Origin of the sequence: Paramicrobacterium fandaimingii, assembly GCF_011751745.2 — a bacterium.
GTDB lineage: Bacteria > Actinomycetota > Actinomycetes > Actinomycetales > Microbacteriaceae > Paramicrobacterium > Paramicrobacterium fandaimingii.
On record NZ_CP061170.1, the window covers coordinates 1,813,721 to 1,836,859 of the forward strand.

The window sequence follows — 23,139 nt, forward strand, 5'->3', positions numbered from 1 at the left end:
CCTGACACAATCGTTGGTGACTGCGAGGAGACAACTCAGACGTGCCACGGACTAAAGAAGAAACACTTGCCTGGCTGCGCCGCATCTCTGGTGAGCTTGCCACCGTCACGATCAAACGGCTGGAGAATACGCTGCCGTGGTACGCGGACATGCCTCCCGGACGGCGCAGCTCCGTTGGTTTGGTTGCTCAGGCGGGCATCTCATCGTTCATCGCCTGGTTCGATGATCCACGCTCGACGCCATGGATCGCCGCAGACGTCTTCGGAGCGGCGCCGCGTGAGCTGCTTCGCTCGGTGAGCCTGCAGCAGACGCTTCAGCTCATTCGCGTGACAGTGGAAGTGGTCGAAGAACGGGTTGCTGGCCGGGACGAACAGCTGAGAGAGGCAATTCTGCTGTATTCCCGTGAGATCGCCTTTGCAGCGGCCGACGTCTATGCCCGCGCCGCAGAGGCTCGCGGTCTCTGGGACGCTCGGCTCGAAGCTCTCGTCGTCGACTCGATTCTGACGGGTGAAACAGACGACGAGCTCCCGAGTCGGATTGCCGCACTGGGCTGGCACGGGCACGGAGAAGTCTGCGTTCTCGTTGGCACCACTCCCCCACAACTCGATGTCGATCACCTGCGCCGTGCTGCTCGGCACATGCAGGCGGATGTCTTGATCGGCGTGCAGGGCAAGCGGCTCGTTCTTGTCATCGGACGTTCCGATTCACGCACTGCCGACGGCGAGGAAACCGTCGGAACAGCCCCCGGTCTGTCGTTCCAAGAAATCGCGTCGCAGCTGGAGTCAGGCTTCGGCGAGGGGCATCTGGTGCTCGGACACCCTGTTCCTACCTTGATTGAGGCATCGCAAAGCGCCCGCGCCGCGCTCGCGGGATTCGCGGTCGCGCGGGCCTGGCGACACGCACCGCGTCCGGTTCTCGCAGACGATCTGCTCCCCGAGCGCGCTCTCGCCGGCGACCCGCTTGCGAAACGCACGCTCATCGAACGCGTCTACCGACCGCTCAAGGATCACTCGACTGAGCTCGCGACGACCCTCTGGTGCTATCTCGACAACGGCCGATCTCTCGAGGCCACGGCGCGCGAGCTCTTTGTGCACCCGAACACCGTTCGGTACCGCCTGAAGCGTGTCTCGGAAGTCATCGGGTGGGATGCCACGGGTGCGCGCGAAGCACTCATTCTGCAGTCGGCATTGATTCTCGGTTCCATTGCGGAACACGAGCCCGCTCGCCGGAAGAAGCCCAAGGCATGAGACATTCCACAAAGGAAGCTTTTGTTCTTCGTGGGTGTTCAACACACACGAGACGCAGCGGACCGGCAGACTAGAACGGTGATTGTCATCGTCTGCCCTGGACAGGGCTCGCAGAAACCCGGATTCCTCGCTCCATGGCTCGAGTCAGGCAATGCGGGAGCTCAACTCGCCGATTACTCGGATGCTGCAGGACTGGACCTCGTCGCACACGGCACAGAGAGCAATGCCGAGACAATCAAAGACACGGCGGTTGCCCAGCCGCTGATTGTCGCTGCCGGACTCCTCGTGCTCAATGAGCTGAATCAGCGCCACGCGTTGGCTCATATCGGGGGCATCGCCGGGCACTCCGTCGGAGAGATCACCGCTGCTGTCGGCGCAGGAGTGCTCACCGCAGCCGACGGGATGGCGTTCGTCGGGGAACGTGCCGCGGCGATGGCTGAGGCCGCACAGGTTGTCCCCACAGGAATGAGCGCCGTTCTCGGCGGAGACCCTGATGACGTCGTGCGCAGCGCCAAAGCCGTCGGCCTCCAGCCCGCGAATTACAACGGCGGAGGGCAGATCGTTGTAGCCGGAGAGCTGCCCGCCCTTGCGCGGCTCGCAGACGAGCCACCCGCGAAGGCCCGCGTGATGCCGCTCAAAGTGGCCGGCGCCTTCCACACTCGCTATATGAACGACGCGCGCAGTTTTCTTGAGACACGCGCCAGTTCATTCGCCGCAGCTGACCCTTCGCTTCGTCTCTGGACGAATAACGATGGTACCGAGGTCACGAATGGCGCCCGATTCCGCGACCTTCTCGTTACCCAGGTCGCCTCGCCCGTACGCTGGGACCTGTGTATGGAATCGTTCGTCTCTGCCGGAGTGACCGGCGTGATCGAGATCGCTCCGGCCGGAGCTCTCATCGGGCTTGCGCGTCGAGGGCTCAAGGGTATACCGACGCTCGCCGTGAATACCCCGGATGACATCGACGCCGCCGTCGACATGATTACAGCAGCCTGACAATCGAAAGAGCCATGACAATTCCCATTCTCAACCAGTCATCCGGATCCGCGCACACCCGTTTTCTCGGGTTCGGCGCTTCCCGCGGGGACCTCTCGGTGCCCAACGACGATCTTGTGGAACCGATCAACTCGTCTGACGAGTGGATTCAGCAGCGCACGGGAATCGTTTCACGCACCCGTGCATCAGAGGGCGTGCTCGCTGTCGACATGGCAACGGATGCCGCTCACGAGGCGATTCGAACCTCGGGCGTCGACCCCGTCGACATCGATCTCGTGGTGATTGCCACCATCAGCAATGTTCAGCAGTCACCATCGATGGCCGCGGTCGTCGCGGATCGTGTCGGCGCAAACCCTGCTGCCGCGTATGACATCAATGCGGCGTGCGCAGGGTATACGTACGCCGTCGCTCAAGCGGATGCTCTCATTCGCTCTGGAGCCGCGCATTACGCACTCGTGATCGGAGCCGAAAAGCTGTCGGACGTCGTCGACCCGACCGATCGCAGCATTTCGTTCCTACTCGGTGATGGCGCTGGGGCCGCCATCGTCGGGCCGAGCGACACGCCGGGGATTTCTCCCACCGTGTGGGGGTCCGATGGATCGCGTGCCGACGCCGTCGGCATGAACAGCACGCTCATCGATTACCGTGAGGGCCGTTCCGAATGGCCGACACTCCGCCAGGAGGGCCAGACGGTCTTCCGCTGGGCCGTCTGGGAGATGGCGAAGGTCGCCCGCCTGGCGATCGAGGAGGCCGGCATCGCTCCGTCAGATCTCGCGGCGTTCGTTCCGCACCAAGCAAACATGCGGATCATCGATGAGTTTGCCAAGCAGCTGGGTCTGCCCGATTCCGTTGTGATCGCACGCGACATCGAATCAACGGGAAATACCTCAGCAGCATCCATTCCTTTGGCTACGCACCGCCTTCTGCAGGGGCATCCCGAGCTTTCCGGCGGCCTCGCACTGCAGATCGGTTTCGGCGCCGGACTCGTTTTCGGCGCCCAGATAATCGTGTTGCCGTAGCGGAGCTCTCGGATCTCGCCCCAACTCACCTCTAGACTGTTCATCGGTCAATCGACACTCAAGGAGAAACACATGGCACTGTCCAACGAAGAAGTCCTCGCTGGCCTCGCCGAGCTCGTCAATGATGAGACCGGCATCGCAGCTGACACCGTCGAGCTCGACAAGTCGTTCACCGACGACCTCGACATCGACTCGATCTCGATGATGACCATCGTCGTGAACGCAGAAGAGAAGTTCGACGTCAAGATTCCGGACGAAGAGGTAAAGAACCTCAAGACCGTCCGTAACGCCGTCGACTACATCGTCAAGGCCCAGGCCTAGCTCGTACGACTCCGGTGCGGGCCGCAGCAAGCGTGCCCGCACCGATGTCGAGCGTTCACGACAGACCCAAGAGAGTCGAAGGAATGACCAAGAAGATTGTCGTCACCGGAATCGGTGCAACATCACCCCTTGGCGGGACCGCCCGTGAAAGCTGGAGCGCGTTGTTGGCCAAGGAGTCCGGCACCCGCACACTCGAGTACGACTGGATCGAGGAGTACTCCATTCCCGTCACGTTCGCTGCCGAGGCGAAGGTGCGTCCAAGCGAGGTGCTGGAGCGCCCCGTTGCAAAACGTCTCGACCCGTCAAGCCAGTTCGCCCTGATCTCGGCGAAAGAGGCCTGGGCTGATGCTGGCGAACCCGACGTCGAGCCAGAGCGCCTTGGAGTGGACTTCGCAACAGGCATCGGCGGCGTGTGGACGCTGCTTGATGCGTGGGACACTCTGCGCGAGCGTGGCCCCCGTCGTGTCATGCCCATGACGGTTCCGATGCTCATGCCTAATGCGGCAGCGGCAGCGGTATCGATGCACTTTCATGCGCGCGCTTTCGCGCGCACCGTGGCGTCGGCATGCGCGTCGAGCACCGAATCCATCGCCAATGCGTATGAGCACCTGCAGCAGGGGCTCGCTGACGTTGTGATCGCTGGTGGCACGGAATCCGCGATTCACCCCATCACCATCGCGTCCTTCGCCTCAATGCAGGCTCTCTCGAAGAGAAACGACTCCCCAGAGACTGCCTCGCGCCCGTACAGCGTTGATCGCGACGGCTTTGTCATGGGTGAGGGCGCCGCAAGCCTCGTGCTCGAAACCGAGGAGCACGCTCTCGCACGCGGTGCTCACATTTACGCTGAGCTGGCTGGGGCGGGGGTCACCGCCGATTCGTATCACATCACAGCGAACGACCCCGAAGGGCGGGGCGCAAGCCGTGCGGTTATGCGCGCGCTCACACAGGCCAGTGCCTCGGTAGATGATGTGACGCACATCAACGCCCATGCAACGAGCACCCCTGTTGGCGACGTCGCCGAGTACGCAGCCCTGCGAGCTGTTTTCGGTGAGCGGACCAACTCGATCCCCGTCTCCGCCACAAAGGCATCTACCGGTCATCTGCTTGGCGGCACAGGGGCACTCGAGTCGGTGTTCTCGATCTATGCGATTGCCGAACGCATTGCCCCTCCGACGATCAACCTGACGACTCAGGATCCGGAGATTCCGCTCTCGATCTCAGGAGATGTTCAAGATCTGGGTCGCGGAGACCAGCTCGCCATCACCAACTCGTTTGGGTTTGGCGGGCACAACGCGGTTGCGGCTTTCCGCTCGGTCTAAGTAGCCTCGGCGAACCCCGCACACAGTTGAGGGCCCCTTCATCATGAAGGGGCCCTCAACTGTCGGTGACCAGCGACGCGCGGTTCAGCCCACTTTGTGAAGCCAGACGACGGGTGAATGGTCACTCGCGTAGCGAAAGACATCAAGTTCGTCATCCCAGGCCTGGCCGAGGGCGAGTCGAAGGTTCTCCGCCATGAGCTGGCCCGACCCCTGTGCCGAGTCCATCGCGGCTCGGATTCGGTCTTCGGGCACGACAGTATTTCCGACAGTGTCGAGCTGAGCGTAGAAGATGCCGAGGTCGGGAGTGTGCATCCAGCGACCGCCGTCCGCACCGGGCGTGGCGTCCTCCGTCACTTCATAACGAAGATGCTCCCAGCCACGAAGGGCCGAAGAAAGTGCGGCACCCATGCCTTGAGTGCCCTCCCAGTAGAACTCAGTCCGATGAGTTCCGGGCAAGATGGGCTGGTCGGACCAATCGAAATTGACCGCACGACCAAGAGCGCGCCCTGCCGCCCACTCAACGTGAGGGCATAGCGCGCGTGGCGACGAGTGAACATAGATCACTCCCCGAGCAGCTGGCGTCGTCATCTTGTCTCCTTTGTTTCACCGGTACGTCTTCCCCTACGACCAGTGACAAGGCAGATGATGCGCGTTCATTATGAAATTAGCTGAACTGACGTTCATTTCACATTATGCCCTACGTCAGGAGGCGATAACAAGCGGCAATTGCGCGAGAGGCGAACTGCACGGCTCGCGGTCGGCGTCCCCTTCGGCATCCAAACGGTATCTATACTCGGTATAGAACAAGGTGAGGAGCGTGTGTGACCGTTAAGCACAGTCTTCTCGCGATTCTCACCCTCGGCCCTGCCTACGGCCTTCAGCTTCGCGACGAACTCGTCAGACGCGCTCCGCATCGCGCGGGAATCAACGTCGGCCAGGTGTACGGAACACTCGAGCGGCTCCGCAGAACCGGACTTATCGTCGAAGGTGCGCTCACTGCCGATAATCTTCAGCTCTATTCGCTGACAGCTTGGGGGCAGCAAACCGTCACAGACTGGATGTCCCGCCCAGCCCACACAGATTCGCTGGATTGGACCGAGATGCTCGATCAGGTACTCGTGGTGTCGTCGATTCCCGGGAGCTCCGTCGAGGAGCTGCTCAGCGGCTATCGGCGGGCACTCGCTCTCCCCACCCAGAGCGGCAGCGAGCCGGAGGCTCAACGGGCGGCCCTTGACTCGGCCACAACGATGCTGCATGACGCAGCGACGCGGTGGCTCGATGATGCGTCACGAACGCTTCACCTGCCGTATGCGTCATACGGGCTCTCGACGCTGCGGCCCCGCCGTGGGCGACGCGCAACGGTGTCATGAACTACTGAGCGCGGCCCCAGACTCTGCACAGCACACACTCGTAACCTGTTCGTGATGTCGAGCTTGGGGAGAATTCGCAGTCTTGACGGCGTGCGAGGGATCGCCGCGGTCGTGGTGATGCTCTATCACACAAGCCTCATTGCCCGACCGCACTTGTCAGACGAGACCTGGGCTTGGCTCACACAGAGCCCACTCAAGCTGCTCTTCGTCGGCACAGAGTCGGTGCTCGTGTTCTTTGTTCTTTCTGGCGTTGTCGTCGCACTTCCCGCGCTTCGCGACGGCTTTTCTTGGGCAACGTATTACCCGCACCGGGTCTTGCGGCTCTACCTTCCCGTGATTGCGTCCCTGCTGGTTGCTGCAGCCCTCATTCTGCTCGTCCCCAGGGATCCGTCGACCGTGGCCGAGGGCTCGTGGCTGCATGATGCGCAAGCCACGTCCGTCTCGCTTGAGAGCTTTTTCAGCGAAGCGTCGCTTTTTCGTGTCACGTACGACATCAATAACGTGCTGTGGTCGTTGCGGTGGGAGCTCGTGTTCTCACTGCTCCTGCCCATCTTCGTCATCGTCGCGTCGATCCTGCGCAAACACGCGCTGTGGCTCGGCTTCGCGTGCGCAGCGCTCAGCATCGTCGGTCGAATGGTTGCCATCGATGCGCTCGTCTACCTCCCCGTCTTTATGATGGGCAGCCTCATCGCCGTCCGACTGCACGACATCGTGGAATGGGGCAACCGTCCTCACCGACAGAGCACCTGGCTGGCGCTTTCCATGACCGCTGCCATCTTCATGGTGGCGAGTTGGCTCGCGCGGCCTGTTTTCGAATCGGGAAGCATCGGAAACCTCGCCCTCTGGGGGCTGTCAGGCGCCGGGGCAGGAATCATCATGGTGCTCGCCGTGGCGTGGCCCCCATTCAAGCGGCTCCTCGAGGTGCGCCCGGTGCAATGGCTCGGCAAAGTCTCGTTCAGCCTCTACCTCGTGCATGCCCCGATTCTGGGCACCCTCGGCTTCCTCTTCGGAGACAGCCTCTGGATGCTCACGGGCGTCGTTGGCATTCCCGTCAGCATCATCGCGGCCGCGCTGTTCTTCCGCTTCGTGGAGTCGCCGTCCCAACACCTCAGCCGGAACCTCGGCACGTGGAGTGGGCGCACGGTGGCGAAAGTGACGGCCTCGACAGCCAGCTGACTACCGGTCGAGACCGGTCACGCGCTCGAGGCGTCGCTTCAGCCGACCAACGCTCTTGCGCGCGCGAACGAGCGGAGGAAGCTCACCAGCGTGTCGAGTGCGCTTTGCTTCGAGAGCGACTTCCATCGCGCGGGCCCAACGTCGCGCAACGACGGGGTCGGAATACCGTGTCGAGAAGAGCTGCGCTTTACGGCGCATGCGCACGAGTGCCTCGGGAGGCATCGTCTGTTCCCGGAGGATGCTGCGAACGAGCGATTCCACATCGCCGTCGTCAGCAAGGAAGCCGTTGCGACCCTCATCAATGATGTCGGCCGGACCATAGCGAATATCGTAGGCGATCGGAATGCACCCGTACGCCATGGATTCGACGAGCACGAGTGGTAGTCCTTCCGCCGTTGACGAGAGCAGACTGAAGTCGGCATCAGCGAATCGTGCGGCAGCGTTTCGCTCAAAGGGGCGCAGCGTCACAGCATCCTCGAGTGAGAGCTGCTCGATCAGTGACGTCAGACGCTCTTTCTCCGGCCCATCGCCGTACACCTCAAGGCTAACGTCGAACCCCCGTTTGCGAGCCATCGAGATTGCGTGTACTGCATGACTGACGCGCTTTCGCTTCGTCAGTGAGGCGAGCATCACGCCTCTCCCCCGATGGTGGGCAGTCGCAGGAACAATCGGTGTGTGCGCGCGGCTGTTCGGAATGACAAACAGCGTGTTCGGCCGCGCACCATCGGTGAGCAGATCGTCACGTTGCCTTTGTGTCAACGTGACGAGTGCATCGTACTGATCGGCATGTTCGAAGGACTCACGGCGTGAAGCGCTGAGCGTCTCGGATCCGTCGGCGCGACGATGTGAGCCGTGCATCAGGTGCATGGTGATGACATTGTCACGGCGGTAGCTGTGAACGAAACGCGCTGCTGTCTTTGAGTCGATGACGAGGAAGCTCCTCTTGCCCTCTGTCAAGGTGTCGAGCCAATATCGGTACACGGCCCATAGGCTCTTCCACGACCGCACGGGAGCGCCCGAGTCGTCGTAGACAACGATCGAACGCTTCGTGTCGCCCTCCCTGTCCGTCATGAGAAGCGATCCGTCGTCGCGATAGCGATCCACAGACAAGTCTCCGGAGTCTTTGCTCCTTCGACGGCACACCACGACACCGTCGCGCGTGTGCACATCGTCATCATCGCGGGGTTCGAGTGGGGCAGCCGGGCGATGATTGCCTGTTTTGGGCTTTACACCGTTCTCGCGAAACCAATCCCAGATATTCAGCAGTTGCATCTCGTCGGAAAGCTCGCCGTCAGCGCGTAGCTTCCACTCCAGCTCGGGATAATCCGATCGATCGTCGAGCGTGAGCACCGTCAGCGAGACTCCGCCCTCGCGAACGAAGGCGCGCGAGCGATGGAGCATGGCCGCTGTCATGCCCCCGAAATGTTGCGGTATCCCCCAGGTCAGAGCGAACTGCCGCCCCCGCGGGAATCGCACTTGTGCAATAGACACGATGTGAGGCTAGGCCTGCTGCCTTTGCGTAAGCTGTGATGTTCTCGAGAGCGGCAATGCGAAGGGATACGGGGCCTCAGATTCGCACACGTCGATTGAGCCGCTCAGACATGAGCATGCCGAGGGCTACGAGCACGACGATGAAGAAAGGGAAGATCCACATTCCTGTCCAGGCCGAGATCGCGCCGAACAGCGGTGGCGCGAGCGTAGAGCCGGTGTAGGCCGAGGCCATCTGGATGCCGATGATGGCCTGCGAGTTGCGGCGGCCGAAGTTGACCGGAGTGGAGTGGATGATTGCTGGATAGATCGGAGCGGAGCCAAGACCCGCGACAACGAGCCCGACGAGTGCGAGTGCGTGTGTCTCCAACGGCAGTGCAAGCATCAAGCCGCCGATTCCCACCGTGACGAATCCACCGCGAATGAGTTGCCGATCCCCGGCCCGGTCCGCAAAGAATCCGGCAAGGAATCGACCGGCAGTAATGCCGAGCAGAAAGAGCGCGGCGAACGCAGCGGCCGTGGCTGGCGCGACGCCGCGGACGCTGACGAGGTACGTCGACGACCAGAGGATCGCTGTACTCTCGAGCGCGCAGTAGGCGAAGAAGGCCGCGAGGATGGAGAGAACACCGGGAATCCTCAGCGCACGTACGAGCGGAACGTGGCCACTTCTCTCAACGGACGACGCGGTCGCGGTGTCGTACCCGTCGTCTGAGGCGCCGGAGCGGCCACTCGGGGCAACCACATTCACCTTTCCCCACAGCGGGATGCTGACAAGCAGCAGGAAAGTCAGGACGGCTTGAATGAGACCGACGATGCGGTATGCGCCGGACCACTCCAGCCCCGATGTGAGGGCATAGCTCATGATGAACGGACTGATGGAGGCACCCACACCCCAAAAACTGTGCAACCAGTTCATGTGTCGCGCGGCATAGTGCAAAGCAACGTAGTTGTTGAGAGCCGCGTCGACGGCTCCGGCGCCCAGTCCAAACGGTATCGCCCACAGGCACAGCATCCAGAACTCGCCGGAGACAGAGAACCCGACGAGAGCTGCCGCGGTCATTCCGACACTGACGGCCGTCACAACGCCAGCGCCAAACCGGCGAGTCACCCGCTCTGATGCCAGGCTCGAGAGGATGGTGCCACCGGCGATGATCATTGTGATGATTCCGGCGAAGGCGACAGGAACACCCAGGTCGTGATGCATGACCGGCCAGCCGGCTCCCACGAGAGAGTCCGGGAGTCCGAGGCTGACGAAAGCGACATAGATGATCGCTAAGAGGATCGAGTACACGGCGTGGAGTACCGCCTTTCACGATGTGTCAGAGGAAGCGATCGGTGCCGAAGATCGCCACATGTTCCTGGGGATCATCGGGAATGCGCTGGGGAATACACAGAGTGGGGCGTGCGGGGCTTGAACCCGCGACCGACGGATTATGAGTCCGCTGCTCTAACCGGCTGAGCTAACGCCCCCGACGTTCGTCATCGGACATATCCGTGACATCGGTGACTGGGTCAGTCACCGCCTCACCACGATACAGGCTCTCGAAGGTCGAGAGTGTGTTCTGGATGTCGTGTGGCCTAATCATGCGAAGCGATGCGCGCTTCATCTCCGTCAGCCGATCTTCGTCGGCCGTGAGCACATCGGTCAAGCGCTCAGCGAGTTCCTTGTCATCGCCCGGAGTGAAGAGGTATCCGTTCTCTCCGTCGTGCACGAGATGTGGGAGTGCCATAGCGTTCGCGGCGACAACGGGAAGCGCCGTCGCCATGGCTTCCATCGTCACGATGCTCTGCAATTCTGCGATGGACGGCATCGCGAGCACCGTTGCTCGGCTGTACGCATCTTTCAGCTGTTCATCGGTCACATAGCCGGTGAACGTGACGCGGTCGCTCACTCCGAGCTGCTGGGCGAGCGCTTCAAGGTTCTTCTTCTGGTCGCCGTCGCCGAGAATCTCGAGACGGGCATCGAGGCCCGCATCGAGCTGGGCAAATGCCTTAATGAGCACATCGATCTGCTTCTCGCCCGTGATCCTGCCGACGAACGTAATTCTGTTGTCTGAGCGCGGATCGAAGTCAGGTGAGTATCGAGACGCATCGATACCGCACGAAATAGCGTGCACGTCGTTTCGGCCCGTTGCCCGCTCGAGGAAGTCTGCAGCTCGACGCGTTGGCGTCGTCACGGCAGACGCCTTCGAAAGAATCTTTCGTGCATCCGCCCACATGGTCTTCACCGCACGCTCCTGAACAAGCCGCGGGAGCATCGTGAATTCGAGGAGGTTCTCTGGCATGAGATGGTTTGTCGCGACGACCCGGATTCCGCGCCGTTCCGCCTCGATCGTCATCGCTCTCCCGATCACCAGAAATGACTGAGAGTGCACGACGTCTGGCCCCACGGCATCCAGGATTCGAGCGGCATTCTTGCGTGCGCGCCACGGTAGCGCAAAGCGCAGCCAATCGTGGGGGAACCATCGCCAGCTGTAAAGTCGGTGGGCGGTCATCCGCTGACCCTCGTGCGTCTCCGTCCAGGTTCCATGGCGGCGAGAGGATGCGGGCACGACAACGTGCACGTCGTGCCCGCGCTCGACAAGCCCGGCGGCAAGCCGCTCTGCAAACCGTGCCGCGCCATTCACATCGGGGGCGAATGTGTCGGCAGCAATCAGCACCTTGAGTGGGCGACCGTGAGGTTCGGTGTCGCGATTTTCAGACTCAGACAAGGTGTTGGTCATTCCTCCGTCTCGGCGGGCGCTTGAACACCGCTCACACACGCGAACCTTTGTGAGACGATCGCGCGCACCTGGACAGTCTAATCACCGACGCGGCCTCGGCGCTGGGGTGACGTGGGTGTGTCAGCAAGCTCACGGTTTCACCTGCGGGTGATGACGAGCAAGTTGAAAGACACCCCAGATGGCAATGCATCCCGCAGCGACAAACGAGAGCACAGCCCAAAGCGGAGCGTTGGCTGCCTCGCGAAGAATGACGATGCCGACGGCCACCGCGACGAGTGGGTCGATGACGGTTAGGCCCGCTATGACGAGGTCGGGCGGCCCTGAAGCGTATGCATTCTGAACGAAGTACGCGCCGAGTGCCGTTCCTGCGATGAGGCCGACAACGCACACAATGGTGAGCCAATCGACGTTGCCGTGCGACAACCGGCTCAAGATCACTTTTGCGAGTGTCGCGACGAACCCGTAGATGCAACCCGCTGCGATGATGTAGAAGATTGCCTTCGCCCGCGATCTCGTGATGGCGAAAATGACGGCGAAGATGATGAGCACTGCGGCCATGGCGCAGAGGATGATGATGAGGGCTGTCGTTGTGACGGGCCTGTCGATTCCGACGATGGCCGCAGTCGTCACAAATAGCGCAACCCCGGACACACACGCGACAATCGCGACGATGGAGCGCCGGTTGAGCGTGATGTTGGCGATGCGCGCATTGAGGATCGATGTGATGACGAGAGCAATCGCTCCAAGGGGCTGCACGAGAATCAGCGGAGAGAACGCGAGCGCCGAGAGTTGAAAGACGATCGCCAGCGTAAGCATGACGGTGCCGATGACCCACGACGGTCGCCGCAGCAGTGCCTTCAGCTGAACGAAGTTGAGGCCGTGAGAAGCATCGTGTCCACTTGCCGTCTCGACCTTGGCGACTCCCCTGTGCTGAAACTGCGCACCGAGCGACATCAACACGGCGCCGACCAATGCGAACGGGATTCCGATGAGGCGAGAGGGATCCTGCGTGAATTGGTCCGTGAGTCCTGAGAGGTCGTCGAGCGGAATCATCACCAACAGAGACTACCCTGTGCCTTCGATAGATAAGCTGATTTCATGACCGTACTTCCGATCCGAATCCATGGAGAGCCGGTCTTGCACGAGAAGGCCGCTCCCGTCACAGAGTTTGACGAGAGACTTCGCACGCTCGTCGCAGACATGTTCGAGACAATGGATGCCGCCCCTGGCGTCGGTCTTGCGGCACCGCAGGTGGGCGTCGGGCAGCGTCTCTTTGTGTACAGCTATCGGAATGACGATGGTGCCCCCTGGCGCGGCGTCGTCATTAATCCGAGCCTCTGCATGACGCCGCCGCCCGCTGGCCCAGCCGACGAAGACGAAGACTCAGAGGGGTGTCTGTCGTTTCCTGGCGAGAGATTTCCACTTCGACGTTCCGAGAATGTCGTGGTGACGGGAGTCGATTCGGAAGAGCGGCCAGTGCGCATCGAGGCCGACGGCTGGCGCGCACGAATACTCCAGCACGAATACGATCACCTCGACGGAACGCTCTACATCGATCGCCTTGATTCGGCTTTCGACCGCGTGCTTCTCCGCATTGTGAAAAAGCGCGGGTGGACTGGTCCGGGCAACAGCTGGAATCCGATGGACGAGAGGCTTGAGGGCTGACGTCGTCTCCTGCACCCAAAACGCCCGGGCTGTGCCCTGGATTTGGTGCGACAGAATCATTTGGTAAAGTAGCTGTGCTGTTCGACAGTGATCCTCGATAGCTCAATTGGCAGAGCAATCGGCTGTTAACCGATAGGTTGTTGGTTCGAGTCCAACTCGAGGAGCCACGGGCCCTTTCCTTTGGAAAGGGCCTTTTGCGTGCTCAGGTTTTGGCCTCAAATCCTCGAGCCAACGGGCTCAGGCCGTGCCGCCTTCCTCGTTCGCACCCAAAGCGCTCAAATACGGATGCGATCTGTCGCTCAGGAGGGCGTCGAGCTCGCCAAGGCCCACAAGGCCGCCCTTATGCAGAGCAAGCACTCGTGAGGTGACGTGACGAAGCAGTGCGAAGTCGTGGCTGATAACGAGGGCAGACAGCTTCTTCTCATCACGCAGAGTGCGCAGCAGCTCGTGCAGCGCCTCGCGCGCCAGCACGTCTATTCCCGTCGTCGGCTCATCGGCGATGAGCACACGCGGGCCCAGCACCAGAGAGCGCGCGATTGCGATGCGCTGACGTTGACCGCTTGAGAGTTCAAAGGGATACGACGTGAGGTAGCCGAACGGCATGTGCACGGCATCGAGAATCGTTGCAACATGGCGCCCGAGAACAGCACGGTCGAACCGCCTGTCTCGCTCGAGAATCGGCTGACTTAGAATCTCGGAGACGGTGTATTCCGCGGGCAACTGCATAGCAGCATCCTGCGGCAGATATGCTGTGCGAAATTGCAGCTCAGCAAGTCGCCGCTTCGGCACTCGACCCCTCAGCGGCGTGCCGAACAGTCGTGCCTCTCCCCCGGTGATCATGGGAGCGAGCCGCCGGCTCTTTGGCGTCTTGAAATCGGCGGAGAGAACTGAAGCGAGCGTTGATTTGCCCGACCCTGCCTCGCCGATGACACCGAGAATCTCCCCGGTGCCGACCGTGAACGATACACCGTTGATGGCGATGTGCTCATTGCTTGCGCCGTGCGCGGGATAGCTGATGGTGAGATCGGATGCGGCGAGTACGGGTTCGGGCTCGGACTCGGATTGCATGAGAACCATCATGCCTCAGGTTGTGCCCTGTACGATCATCCCGCGCGGAGGCGGCGCCGTTCTGTCTCAAGCTGCACGAGCTTCTGCTGAATCTTTCGGGACCCTTCGGAATCCCGAGGATCGTGCCGTTGCAGCGACCCGAGAAGCTCCGCTTTGCGTCTGAGCATGTCTCGTTCGACCAGGGACACCGCGACATCGCGCACGTACACCTCGAGCTCGCGCTCCCCGCGCTCGGGAAGTGGGGCGACACCCAGCTGGTGCAGGAGGTCCCGGTAGGGTTCGGGGGTGTCATCGCTGATCGCCTGAAACCAGCCGTCCGAGGCGAAGGTGTCCATGTGAGCGGCGATCGCATCGCGAAGCACAGAGAGCGGGTGGTTCGTAAAACCCGTGTGCACGGCATCGGCGACGATGTCTTCGCCGATCACGCGGGGGTGCTGCACGATCGCCATCAGGGCGTCTCGTTCGAGCCGCGTTGAGGGGTCCTTCGGAAGATCGGCAATGCCAACGGGCCTCTCGGCTTTGGGTTCGCCTGACGGGGCCCGCGCTTCGTGCCCGTGAGGTTTCTGGCCGCGCGACGAGCGGACCGCACGTTGCACCTCGCCCAGATCAACACCCAGCTGACGGGCGAGCACGCGCGTATATCCGGGTCGAAGCGAGGCGTCTCGAATATCAGAGACGATGGGGGCCGCAGCCTGCAGTGCGCCGACCCGGCCCTCAACCGTGTCAAGGTTGTACTGCGAGAGCACCTGCTTGATGACGAACTCGAACATGGGCTCTTTCGTCTCGAGAAGTCGACGAACCGCCGAATCTCCGCGCTTGAGCCGCAGGTCGCACGGATCGAGCCCCGCGGGAGCGACGGCCACGTACGTTTGGGCGGCAAAGCGCTTCTCTTCGGAGAACGCGCGGAGTGCCGCCTTCTGCCCTGCCGCATCTGGGTCGAACGTAAAGATGACTTCGCCATTGCGATTGTCATCACCCATGATGCGGCGAATCACCTTGATGTGGTCGACGCCGAACGCGGTTCCGCAGGTAGCGACGGCCGTGGTTATTCCGGCAAGATGACAGGCCATCACGTCTGTATAACCCTCAACGACGACAACCTGATTACCTCGGGAGATATCGCGTTTCGCGATATCAAGCCCGTACAGTACGTGTGCCTTGTGATACACGGGAGTCTCTGGAGTATTGAGGTACTTCGGGCCCTTGTCATCGTCGAAAAGCCGTCGTGCTCCAAACCCAACGGTCTGGCCCGTGACGTCTCGGATGGGCCAGACGAGGCGACCGCGGAATCGGTCGTAGACTCCTCTGTCTCCCTGTGAGAGAAGCCCGGCCGTCACCAGCTCGTCGCGTGTGAATCCTGCAGCCGTGAGGTGCTTCTGCAGGTTGTCCCAGCCTTGTGGGGCAAAGCCGACCCCAAAGCGTGCTGCAGCCGCGGCGTCGAAACCTCGCTCGCCGAGAAACGCACGGCCTGCTTCAGCACTCGGGGCTGTGAGCTGCCGCTGAAAGTAGTCTTCCGCAGCCTTGTTCGCAGCCAGCAGCCGTGATCGTCTGCCGTGATCGACGCCGGGGCCCGCACCGTCTTCGTAGTGCAGCTCGATGCCTGCGCGCGCCGCGAGACGTTCGACAGCCTCAGCGAAGGTGACGTGATCCATCTTCTGCAGAAACGAGATCGCGTCGCCTGATTCGCCGCAGCCGAAGCAGTGATAAAAACCCACCTGGGGGCGCACGTGAAAACTCGGGGTCCGTTCGTCGTGAAAGGGACAGAGACCTTTCATTGAGCCGATGCCGGCCGACTTGAGCGTGACGTAATCACCGATGATGTCGGCGATATTCGTGCGCGACTTGACCTCTTCGATATCAGTCTGTCGAATGCGGCCTGCCATGCACCCATCCTAGCCGTCGGCGAACGCCTGCTGAGCTGCCTGTGGACGCCCTCAGGAAGTGGGGATAACTCCGGCGACAACGTCGCGGTGAGCGTACCTCGCGACAGCACCCTGGTCGGTCAGACTGGCGATCTGATCGATAACGATGCGCTTGCGCGCAGCATCCGATGTCGCTTCTGCCCAGTCCGCTGCGAAGGCGATGTCGAGGCCTTCTCCGCCTGAACCGTAAATTCGGTCGGCGAGTGTTGTCAGAATCTCTCGCTGCTGCCTGTAGATCGGCTGCCGAGCATCACTCGACATGACGAAGGCCGCGACCACTCCTTTAAGCACCGCGATTTCTGAGGCGATCTCGTGAGGAACTTCAACGTGGGCGCCGAAGCGGATGAGGCTGCGCTGCGGGTATGCCGTCTGAGTCGCCTCGGTTGCTGCCCGGGCAAAATGGCCGATCATCGAGCTCGTGAAGTCCTTGAGGCCTGCCAAATCACGACGCGATGAGTTCCAGGTGCGGGGCCAGGAGGGATGCAGCGACAGCCGTTCGAAGGCCGCGCCGAGATCGTCAACGGTGAATGCGGAACCGGCCCATGCACGCACCGCCTGCAAGAGAGAGCTGTGTCCTGCCTTCGCATTGAGAAAAGCCGGATCGATGTATTCGCTGACGATTGCATCTTCGAAATCATGCACGGAATAGGCGATGTCATCAGAGAGATCCATAACCTCGGATTCAATGCACCTCTGCCCCTCAGGGGCGCCATCGCGAAGCCAGGCGAAGGCAGCAGTGTCGTCGTCGAAGAACCCATACTTGGCGCGTCCGCTCGGGTCGGCAACAGCATGCGAAGCCGGCCACGGGTACTTGCAGCTGGCATCGAGACTCGCTCGCGTGAGGTTCAGCCCGTACGGCGTGCCTTCGTCGCCAAACACCTTCGGCTCCAGCCGGGTCAGCACGCGAAGTGTCTGCGCGTTTCCCTCGAAGCCGCCGATGTCGGCTGCCCAATCGTTAAGTGCCTTTTCGCCGTTGTGGCCGAACGGCGGGTGCCCGATGTCGTGCGCAAGGCAAGCTGTGTCAACGACGTCTGGTGCGAGGGCAAGGCTTGCGGCGAGCTCGCGCCCGACCTGCGCGACTTCAAGGGAGTGCGTGAGCCTGTTACGAGCGAAATCGACACCGGACGTCGGACTGAGCACCTGGGTCTTGGCCGCAAGGCGACGCAGAGCACTCGAGTGCAGTAGTCGCGCGCGATCGCGGGCGAAATCGCTTCGCCGTGATGTGTGGTGTTCGGGCAGCCATCGAGCCTGGTCGTGCGCGTTGTAAACGTCAACCGCCACTGGTGTTCAACTCCGCTTCGTGGATGTCTTGTGCGTCACGACCGGCGATGACGTGTGAATCGAGCCAGCCCTCGGGAAGCACGGGACGCTTCGGATGCCCCGAACGCCCACGTGGCCCCTCGGCATCGTCGCCCGGGTAGGGAGCGGACGCGTCAAGAGACGCGAGAAGCTCATCGAGCTGCTCGAGTGACTCGACGGTGGCGAGGCGCGTGCGCAGATCGCTGCCAACCGGGTACCCCTTGAAATACCAGGCAACGTGTTTGCGAATGTCGCGGCATCCACGTTCTTCCGATTCGAAGAACTCCGCGAGCAGCTGCGCGTGTCGCCGGAATGTATTGATCACCTGACCGAGCCCTGGTCTGAACCGCTGCGGCTCGCCGCGGAAGGCGGCGGCGAGGTCTCCGAAGAGCCAGGGACGCCCGAGGCATCCTCGGCCGACGACGACGCCGTCGCAGCCTGTCTGGTACATCATATCGAGCGCGTCGGAGTCAGACCAGATATCGCCATTGCCCAGAACGGGAACATCCGGGACGGTTTCTTTCAGTGTCGCAATCGCGCTCCAGTCAGAGTGCCCTGAGTAAAATTCGGATGCCGTTCGAGCGTGAAGCGCGATTGCAGACACCCCGGCATCTTGTGCGAAACGGGCTGCGTCGAGATAGGTCAGGTGGTCCTTGTCTATGCCTTTGCGCATTTTGACAGTCACGGGTGTCTGCCCGGCCGCGTTGACGGCCTCGGTCACGATGTCGCGGAAGAGGTCGTGCTTCCACGGCAGCGCCGCGCCACCGCCCTTGCGCGTCACCTTCGGAACAGGGCACCCGAAGTTGAGGTCGATGTGGTCGGCGCGGTCTTCTGCAACGATCATCGTCACGGCCTCACGCACCGTCGTCGGATCGACCCCGTAAAGCTGAATGCTGCGCGGAACCTCCGACTCATGGTGTGAGATCAAACGCATTGTTTCCGTCGTGCGCTCGACGAGGGCACGCGACGTGATCATCTCGGAGACGTACAGCCCTGCGCCGAACTCACGACAGAGGCGCCGAAACGCCGTATTCGTGATTCCGGCCATCGGTGCGAGCACGACGGGCACATCGAGAGTGAGCGAGCCGATCTGAAGCGGACGCGTGCGCGTCGAAGTCGAGGTCATAACCTCTCAATTGTCCCAGATTGGGGAGCCTCCTGCACCGCCGTGGTCGGAACCGCGCACACATCGCCTTCGCACGAAGCCGCCGCGGTGTCACCGAGCATCTGAAACACGTTCGCTCCGTCTGTCGTCGCCTCTGAGCTCACGCGGCCTCACCCCGTCGCGACACGACCTCGCGCAGCACCTCACCGAAGGTCTCCGGTTCCTGGGCGCCGGACACTCCGTATGCGCTGTCGAACACGAAGAACGGCACTCCGTTAATGCCGTATTCGGTTGCCTGCGCCATGTCTGCGGAGACGTCTGCGGCGTATGTCTCCTGCTCAAGCGCGTGAATGGCGGCGTCTCGGTCGAGGCCGACATCTGCGGCAAGATCGGCAAGGTCGTCGACACGTCCGACGTGCCTGCCCTCGACAAAATAGGCGCTCATGAGCCGTTCCATCAGCTCATGCTCCTTGCCCTGCGCTCGAGCAAAATGCACAAGCTGGTGCGCTTTCAGGGTCTTTGTGTGTTTGATGGAGTCGAAGTCGTATGCGAGCCCTACCTGCTGAGCAAGACCCGTGACATGGTCGAGCATCTGCGTGATCTGATCGGGTGGCAGTCCCTTGTGCGAGGCAAGAAAGTCCCGCTCGTTCCCGTCAAAATCGACGGGCGTGTCTGGGGCGAGCTCGAAGCTGTGAAATCGCACCGACACCGGTGGGTTCTCAGCATCCTCGGAAAACGTGTCAACCGCGCGCTCGAAACGGCGCTTACCGATGTAGCACCAGGGGCAGGCAATATCAGACCAAATGTCGACGGTGATGGGTGCGCTCATGATCGATGCAACGAGGCGAGACGCGAGAGAATTCCCGAGATCAGGATGCCGGCGCATCTCTCGCCCCGCCGAATCGACGATCGCGACTGACGTACAGGCTCACGGCATGCCAGAGGTCTTCACGCGTGAAGTCCGGCCACAGGGTGTCGAGGAAAACCATTTCGGCGTAGGCACTCTGCCAGAGCATGAAATTGCTGGTGCGCTGCTCCCCAGAGCTTCGCACGAAAAGATCGACGGACGGCGTGTCGGGCACATACAGCCGAGAGGCAATCGTGCGCTCGGAGATACCTCCTGGCTTCAGCTTGCCCTCGCTGACGTCGCGGGCAATGGAGCGCACGGCATCAGTGATCTCGTTTCGCCCTCCATAGTTGACGCACATTGTGAGTGTGAGCACGGAGTTGTCCGCGGTGAGCTGCTCGGCATGGTGAAGCTCTTTGATGACCGAAGACCAGAGTCGTGGCTTGCGGCCGGCCCAGCGGATTCGCACTCCCCATTCGTTGAGCTGGTCCCGCCTGCGGTGCAGCACCGATCGGTTGAACCCCATGAGAAAGCGCACTTCCTCGGGCGATCGTGCCCAATTCTCTGTCGAGAACGCGTAGACGCTCACGTGGCGAATGCCCAGCTGAATGGCACCGGCTACAACGTCGAGAAGTGCGGCTTCGCCCGCTTTATGCCCCTCGATGCGTGTCATACCGCGCTTGTTCGCCCATCTCCCGTTGCCGTCCATCACAATCGCCACGTGCTTCGGCAGTGCCTTCGCCGGCAGCTCGGGCGGGTACACACCGGTCCAGTCGATGGGGCGATACGGAACAGCGTCAGCGTGCGTATATGGTTTGGGGGTCACTTTCGCCTTTCTGCCGACGGACTCGAGCTGAGATGGGCGTACGATCGGATCCCCCGCTCGAGATGCCATTGAACGTATGCGGCGACAAGGCCGCTTGCCCGTGTGCGAACTGCCGCGTCAGCCGCATCCACGATGTTCCATTCCCCCGCGAGCAGCGAGCCGAGGAGCTCTCGGGTCGGCACATCGATCTTCGGGCTTCCCGTTGGAGCGCAGTCCACGCACACCACTCCCCCCATCTGCACGACGACGGTTTCATGCGGACCGGGACGCTGGCAGCGCGCGCAGTCGATGAAGCTCGGTGCCCAGCCTGCGAGCGACAATGCCCGAAGCAGGTAGGAGTCGAGAGTCATAGCCGGTGCGTGCTCGGCGCGTGAGAGCGACCGCAGCGCCCCGAGAAGCAGCAGGTACTGCTGGCGGTTTGTGTCGGACTCGGTGATCTTGTCTGCCGTTTCGACCATGACGTTCGCGGCGGTATAGCTGTCGTAATCGGCGGCGATGATCTGTCCGTATGCGCCCAGAGTCTCTGCCTGAGTGATGGTGTCGAGGCTGCGGCCTTCGTATAGCTGCAGATCCGCGACCATAAACGGTTCAAGACGTGATCCGAATCGTGAGCTCGTGCGCCGAATTCCCTTGGCGACGGCGCGCACCTTGCCGTGCTGCCGCGTCAGCAAGGTCACGATGCGGTCGGCTTCGCCCAGCTTGTGGGTTCTCAGCACCACGCCTTCATCTCGATATATCGGCACACTTGATTATCTCTCGTTCGCCTGCATGCGGGCGGAACGACACCATGAGACGACGGGCGCGGCCAGGGGATGAACTCCCCTGCCCGCGCCCGTCGTCTCGAGTGCCGGCTCAGACCCCGGCTGCTTCCAAAGCCGGGTCGGTAGTCGTTGTGCGAAGACCACGGTTGACCGCCGATATGATCGCCTTCAGCGACGCGACGGAAATATCGCCATCAACTCCGACCCCCCACAGCCGTTTCTCGCCGACCTGCAGCTCGACATACGCAGCCGCAGCGGCATCGCCGCTCGCGCTGAGCGCGTGCTCGACATAGTCATAGAGCGTCACGTCGACGCCATGCTCGTTCATCACTGTGAGAAACGCCGCGATGGGGCCATTTCCATGCGCGGTGTGCTGGTCAAGCGATTCACCGTCGCGCAACGTGACGTCAACGTCGACGCCGCCATCGACGCTGCTCGACGTGCGAAGGCCGCGCAGTTCGAATCGACCCCACTGGGACTCACCGAGGTCGGAAGGCAGATATTCGTCGTGGAAGATGCGCCAGATCTCTTCACTGGTGACCTCGCCGCCTTCGGACTCCGTGCGACTTTGAACGACAGACGAGAACTCGATCTGCAGCTTGCGCGGCAATTCCATTCCATGGTCGGACTTCAGAAGGTAGGCGACGCCGCCCTTGCCCGACTGAGAGTTGACGCGAATCACCGCTTCGTACGAGCGCCCGAGATCCTTCGGGTCCACGGGCAGGTAGGGAACGGCCCAGACAAGATCCTCCGTCGATACGCCCGATTCGGCCGCTTCCGCTGCCATTGCCTCGAAGCCCTTCTTGATGGCGTCCTGATGAGAACCGCTGAACGCGGTGAAGACGAGATCTCCCGCCCAGGGGCTTCGTTCATGCACCTTCAGCTGGTTGCAGTATTCAGCAGTGCGCTTGATCTCGTCGATGTCGCTGAAATCGATCTGCGGATCGATTCCCTGCGTGAACAAGTTGATACCGAGAGCAACGAGATCCACGTTGCCTGTTCGCTCCCCATTGCCGAAGAGGCATCCTTCGATGCGGTCTGCACCGGCCATGTAGCCGAGTTCCGCGGCCGCGATCGCCGTTCCCCTGTCGTTGTGGGGATGCAATGACAGAATGACGTTCTCACGATGATTGAGGTTTCGGTTCATCCACTCGATCGAGTCCGCGTAGACGTTCGGGGTGGCCATCTCGACGGTTGCTGGCAGGTTGATGATTACCTTGCGTTCGGGTGTCGGCTCCAGCACATCGAGCACCTCGTTGCAGATCTGCGCGGCAAACTCGAGCTCTGTGCCGGTGTAGCTCTCTGGCGAGTATTCGTAGAACACCGTCGTGCCGGGAACCGTGCTCTCCATCTGCTTGCAGATCCGTGCACCGTTCAGCGCGATATCGATGATCCCCCGCTTATCTGAGCGGAACACAACGTCGCGCTGCAGAACGCTCGTGGAGTTGTACAGATGCACGATCGCCTGCTTCGCGCCGGCGATCGACTCGTACGTGCGGCGGATGAGGTGCTCACGGCACTGCGTCAGAACCTGAATCGTGACGTCGTCAGGGATCGCGTCTTCGTCGATCAAGGAGCGCACGAAATCGAAGTCTGTTTGGCTGGCACTCGGAAAGCCGACTTCGATCTCCTTGTAGCCCATGCGCACGAGCATGTCGAACATCACACGCTTGCGCTCGGGGCTCATGGGGTCGATCAGCGCCTGGTTGCCGTCCCTCAGGTCGACGGCGCACCACCGCGGGGCAGCTGTGATGACAGCTCCCGGCCATGTGCGGTCAGGAAGATCGACCGAAATCTGCTGCTGGAAGGGCCGATACTTGCTGATCGGCATCGGCGATGCCTTCTGATTGTTTTTCATTGCTTCATTTCTCCTCGCGAATCTTCTGCAGCCGACAACGAACTCCGCGACGAGTGGGGCTTGAGCTAAGCCTCGTCGCGGCAGCTAAGGAGAAGCGCGGTGGAAAACACGATTTCAGGATAACACCAT

General features: G+C 61.6%; 21 protein-coding genes and 2 tRNA genes. 9 read left to right on the forward strand and 14 right to left on the reverse strand.

Annotation, left to right across the window (positions count from 1 at the left end; translation table 11 throughout):
* The first annotated feature begins 41 nt into the window (after window positions 1-41).
* The 5 genes from HCR84_RS08800 to HCR84_RS08820 all read left to right on the forward strand — a co-directional run bounded on the left by HCR84_RS08800 (window position 42) and on the right by HCR84_RS08820 (window position 4,902).
* Window positions 42-1,247, forward strand: a complete 1,206-nt coding sequence (locus tag HCR84_RS08800) for a PucR family transcriptional regulator (RefSeq protein WP_166983694.1) — start codon at window positions 42-44, stop codon at window positions 1,245-1,247.
* 78 nt (window positions 1,248-1,325) lie between these two features.
* The gene (locus HCR84_RS08805) at window positions 1,326-2,243 is read left to right on the forward strand and encodes an ACP S-malonyltransferase (RefSeq protein WP_166983695.1); all 918 of its coding nucleotides are present in this window, start codon (window positions 1,326-1,328) and stop codon (window positions 2,241-2,243) included.
* A 14-nt stretch (window positions 2,244-2,257) separates the two neighbouring features.
* Window positions 2,258-3,262 (forward strand): beta-ketoacyl-ACP synthase III, encoded by a 1,005-nt coding sequence (locus HCR84_RS08810; protein WP_166983696.1) that lies wholly within the window; start codon window positions 2,258-2,260, stop codon window positions 3,260-3,262.
* A gap of 72 nt (window positions 3,263-3,334) precedes the next feature.
* Window positions 3,335-3,583, forward strand: a complete 249-nt coding sequence (locus HCR84_RS08815) for an acyl carrier protein (RefSeq protein ID WP_166983697.1) — start codon at window positions 3,335-3,337, stop codon at window positions 3,581-3,583.
* A gap of 83 nt (window positions 3,584-3,666) precedes the next feature.
* Window positions 3,667-4,902: a beta-ketoacyl-[acyl-carrier-protein] synthase family protein gene (locus HCR84_RS08820; RefSeq protein ID WP_166983698.1), complete on the forward strand. Its 1,236-nt coding sequence runs from the start codon at window positions 3,667-3,669 to the stop codon at window positions 4,900-4,902.
* A gap of 84 nt (window positions 4,903-4,986) precedes the next feature.
* On the opposite strand, the gene HCR84_RS08825 is transcribed toward HCR84_RS08820, so the two are convergent.
* Window positions 4,987-5,490, reverse strand: a complete 504-nt coding sequence (locus tag HCR84_RS08825; protein ID WP_166983699.1) for a DUF3145 domain-containing protein — start codon at window positions 5,488-5,490, stop codon at window positions 4,987-4,989.
* Window positions 5,491-5,723: 233 nt separating this feature from the next.
* On the opposite strand from HCR84_RS08825, the gene HCR84_RS08830 reads away from it, so the two are divergent.
* Window positions 5,724-6,272, forward strand: coding sequence for a PadR family transcriptional regulator (locus HCR84_RS08830; RefSeq protein WP_166983700.1), 549 nt, complete (start codon window positions 5,724-5,726; stop codon window positions 6,270-6,272).
* Window positions 6,273-6,326: 54 nt separating this feature from the next.
* Window positions 6,327-7,448, forward strand: a complete 1,122-nt coding sequence (locus HCR84_RS08835) for an acyltransferase family protein (RefSeq protein ID WP_166983701.1) — start codon at window positions 6,327-6,329, stop codon at window positions 7,446-7,448.
* Here the strand turns inward: HCR84_RS08835 and HCR84_RS08840 are convergent, their stop codons facing one another.
* The 5 genes from HCR84_RS08840 to HCR84_RS08860 form a co-directional block, all read right to left on the reverse strand.
* Window positions 7,449-8,939: a glycosyltransferase gene (locus tag HCR84_RS08840; RefSeq protein WP_166983702.1), complete on the reverse strand. Its 1,491-nt coding sequence runs from the start codon at window positions 8,937-8,939 to the stop codon at window positions 7,449-7,451.
* A gap of 76 nt (window positions 8,940-9,015) precedes the next feature.
* On the reverse strand, window positions 9,016-10,227 hold the full coding sequence (locus HCR84_RS08845) for an MFS transporter (RefSeq protein ID WP_166983703.1): 1,212 nt from the start codon (window positions 10,225-10,227) through the stop codon (window positions 9,016-9,018).
* 105 nt (window positions 10,228-10,332) lie between these two features.
* A tRNA-Ile gene (locus tag HCR84_RS08850) sits at window positions 10,333-10,406 on the reverse strand.
* Window positions 10,397-11,659 (reverse strand): glycosyltransferase, encoded by a 1,263-nt coding sequence (locus HCR84_RS08855; RefSeq protein WP_166983704.1) that lies wholly within the window; start codon window positions 11,657-11,659, stop codon window positions 10,397-10,399. Before HCR84_RS08855 ends, HCR84_RS08850 begins: the two co-directional genes overlap by 10 nt.
* A 129-nt stretch (window positions 11,660-11,788) precedes the next feature.
* Entirely contained in the window at window positions 11,789-12,712 is a 924-nt protein-coding gene (locus HCR84_RS08860; RefSeq protein WP_166983882.1) for a DMT family transporter, read from the reverse strand.
* Between the two features lie 45 nt (window positions 12,713-12,757).
* Between HCR84_RS08860 and def the strand changes: the two genes are divergently transcribed.
* A complete protein-coding gene (def, locus tag HCR84_RS08865) occupies window positions 12,758-13,324 on the forward strand; it encodes a peptide deformylase (protein ID WP_166983705.1) in 567 nt (188 codons plus the stop codon).
* Between the two features lie 91 nt (window positions 13,325-13,415).
* A tRNA-Asn gene (locus HCR84_RS08870) sits at window positions 13,416-13,491 on the forward strand.
* Window positions 13,492-13,561: 70 nt separating this feature from the next.
* On the opposite strand, the gene HCR84_RS08875 is transcribed toward HCR84_RS08870, so the two are convergent.
* The 8 genes from HCR84_RS08875 to leuA all read right to left on the reverse strand — a co-directional run bounded on the left by HCR84_RS08875 (window position 13,562) and on the right by leuA (window position 23,010).
* A complete protein-coding gene (locus tag HCR84_RS08875) occupies window positions 13,562-14,392 on the reverse strand; it encodes an ATP-binding cassette domain-containing protein (RefSeq protein ID WP_166983706.1) in 831 nt (276 codons plus the stop codon).
* A gap of 35 nt (window positions 14,393-14,427) precedes the next feature.
* Window positions 14,428-16,275, reverse strand: coding sequence for a DNA primase (gene dnaG, locus HCR84_RS08880; protein ID WP_166983707.1), 1,848 nt, complete (start codon window positions 16,273-16,275; stop codon window positions 14,428-14,430).
* A 51-nt stretch (window positions 16,276-16,326) separates the two neighbouring features.
* Window positions 16,327-17,595, reverse strand: coding sequence for a deoxyguanosinetriphosphate triphosphohydrolase (locus tag HCR84_RS08885; protein WP_166983708.1), 1,269 nt, complete (start codon window positions 17,593-17,595; stop codon window positions 16,327-16,329).
* Complete coding sequence (gene dusB / locus HCR84_RS08890; RefSeq protein WP_166983709.1) at window positions 17,585-18,739, reverse strand: tRNA dihydrouridine synthase DusB; 1,155 nt, start codon at window positions 18,737-18,739, stop codon at window positions 17,585-17,587. Before dusB ends, HCR84_RS08885 begins: the two co-directional genes overlap by 11 nt.
* 139 nt (window positions 18,740-18,878) lie before the next feature.
* Window positions 18,879-19,547, reverse strand: coding sequence for a DsbA family oxidoreductase (locus HCR84_RS08895; RefSeq protein ID WP_166983710.1), 669 nt, complete (start codon window positions 19,545-19,547; stop codon window positions 18,879-18,881).
* A 40-nt stretch (window positions 19,548-19,587) separates the two neighbouring features.
* Window positions 19,588-20,391 carry an isoprenyl transferase gene (locus HCR84_RS08900; protein WP_166983711.1) on the reverse strand — a complete coding sequence of 268 codons (804 nt, stop codon included), beginning with the start codon at window positions 20,389-20,391 and terminating at the stop codon, window positions 19,588-19,590.
* Entirely contained in the window at window positions 20,388-21,134 is a 747-nt protein-coding gene (gene recO / locus HCR84_RS08905) for a DNA repair protein RecO (protein ID WP_166983712.1), read from the reverse strand. Before recO ends, HCR84_RS08900 begins: the two co-directional genes overlap by 4 nt.
* A gap of 109 nt (window positions 21,135-21,243) precedes the next feature.
* Window positions 21,244-23,010 (reverse strand): 2-isopropylmalate synthase, encoded by a 1,767-nt coding sequence (gene leuA, locus HCR84_RS08910; protein ID WP_166983713.1) that lies wholly within the window; start codon window positions 23,008-23,010, stop codon window positions 21,244-21,246.
* Window positions 23,011-23,139 lie beyond the last annotated feature (129 nt).

Excerpts from the sequence above, each read along its gene's own strand:
- HCR84_RS08810 (WP_166983696.1), top strand. The coding sequence starts at position 2,258 with ATGACAATTCCCATTCTCAACCAGTCATCCGGATCCGCGCACACCCGT.
- HCR84_RS08815 (WP_166983697.1), top strand. The coding sequence starts at position 3,335 with ATGGCACTGTCCAACGAAGAAGTCCTCGCTGGCCTCGCCGAGCTCGTC.
- HCR84_RS08820 (WP_166983698.1), top strand. The coding sequence starts at position 3,667 with ATGACCAAGAAGATTGTCGTCACCGGAATCGGTGCAACATCACCCCTT.
- HCR84_RS08825 (WP_166983699.1), bottom strand. The coding sequence starts at position 5,490 with ATGACGACGCCAGCTGCTCGGGGAGTGATCTATGTTCACTCGTCGCCA.
- HCR84_RS08835 (WP_166983701.1), top strand. The coding sequence starts at position 6,327 with ATGTCGAGCTTGGGGAGAATTCGCAGTCTTGACGGCGTGCGAGGGATC.
- HCR84_RS08855 (WP_166983704.1), bottom strand. The coding sequence starts at position 11,659 with ATGACCAACACCTTGTCTGAGTCTGAAAATCGCGACACCGAACCTCAC.
- HCR84_RS08860 (WP_166983882.1), bottom strand. The coding sequence starts at position 12,712 with ATGATTCCGCTCGACGACCTCTCAGGACTCACGGACCAATTCACGCAG.
- def (WP_166983705.1), top strand. The coding sequence starts at position 12,758 with ATGACCGTACTTCCGATCCGAATCCATGGAGAGCCGGTCTTGCACGAG.
- HCR84_RS08875 (WP_166983706.1), bottom strand. The coding sequence starts at position 14,392 with ATGCAATCCGAGTCCGAGCCCGAACCCGTACTCGCCGCATCCGATCTC.
- dnaG (WP_166983707.1), bottom strand. The coding sequence starts at position 16,275 with ATGGCAGGCCGCATTCGACAGACTGATATCGAAGAGGTCAAGTCGCGC.
- dusB (WP_166983709.1), bottom strand. The coding sequence starts at position 18,739 with ATGACCTCGACTTCGACGCGCACGCGTCCGCTTCAGATCGGCTCGCTC.
- HCR84_RS08895 (WP_166983710.1), bottom strand. The coding sequence starts at position 19,547 with ATGAGCGCACCCATCACCGTCGACATTTGGTCTGATATTGCCTGCCCC.
- leuA (WP_166983713.1), bottom strand. The coding sequence starts at position 23,010 with ATGAAAAACAATCAGAAGGCATCGCCGATGCCGATCAGCAAGTATCGG.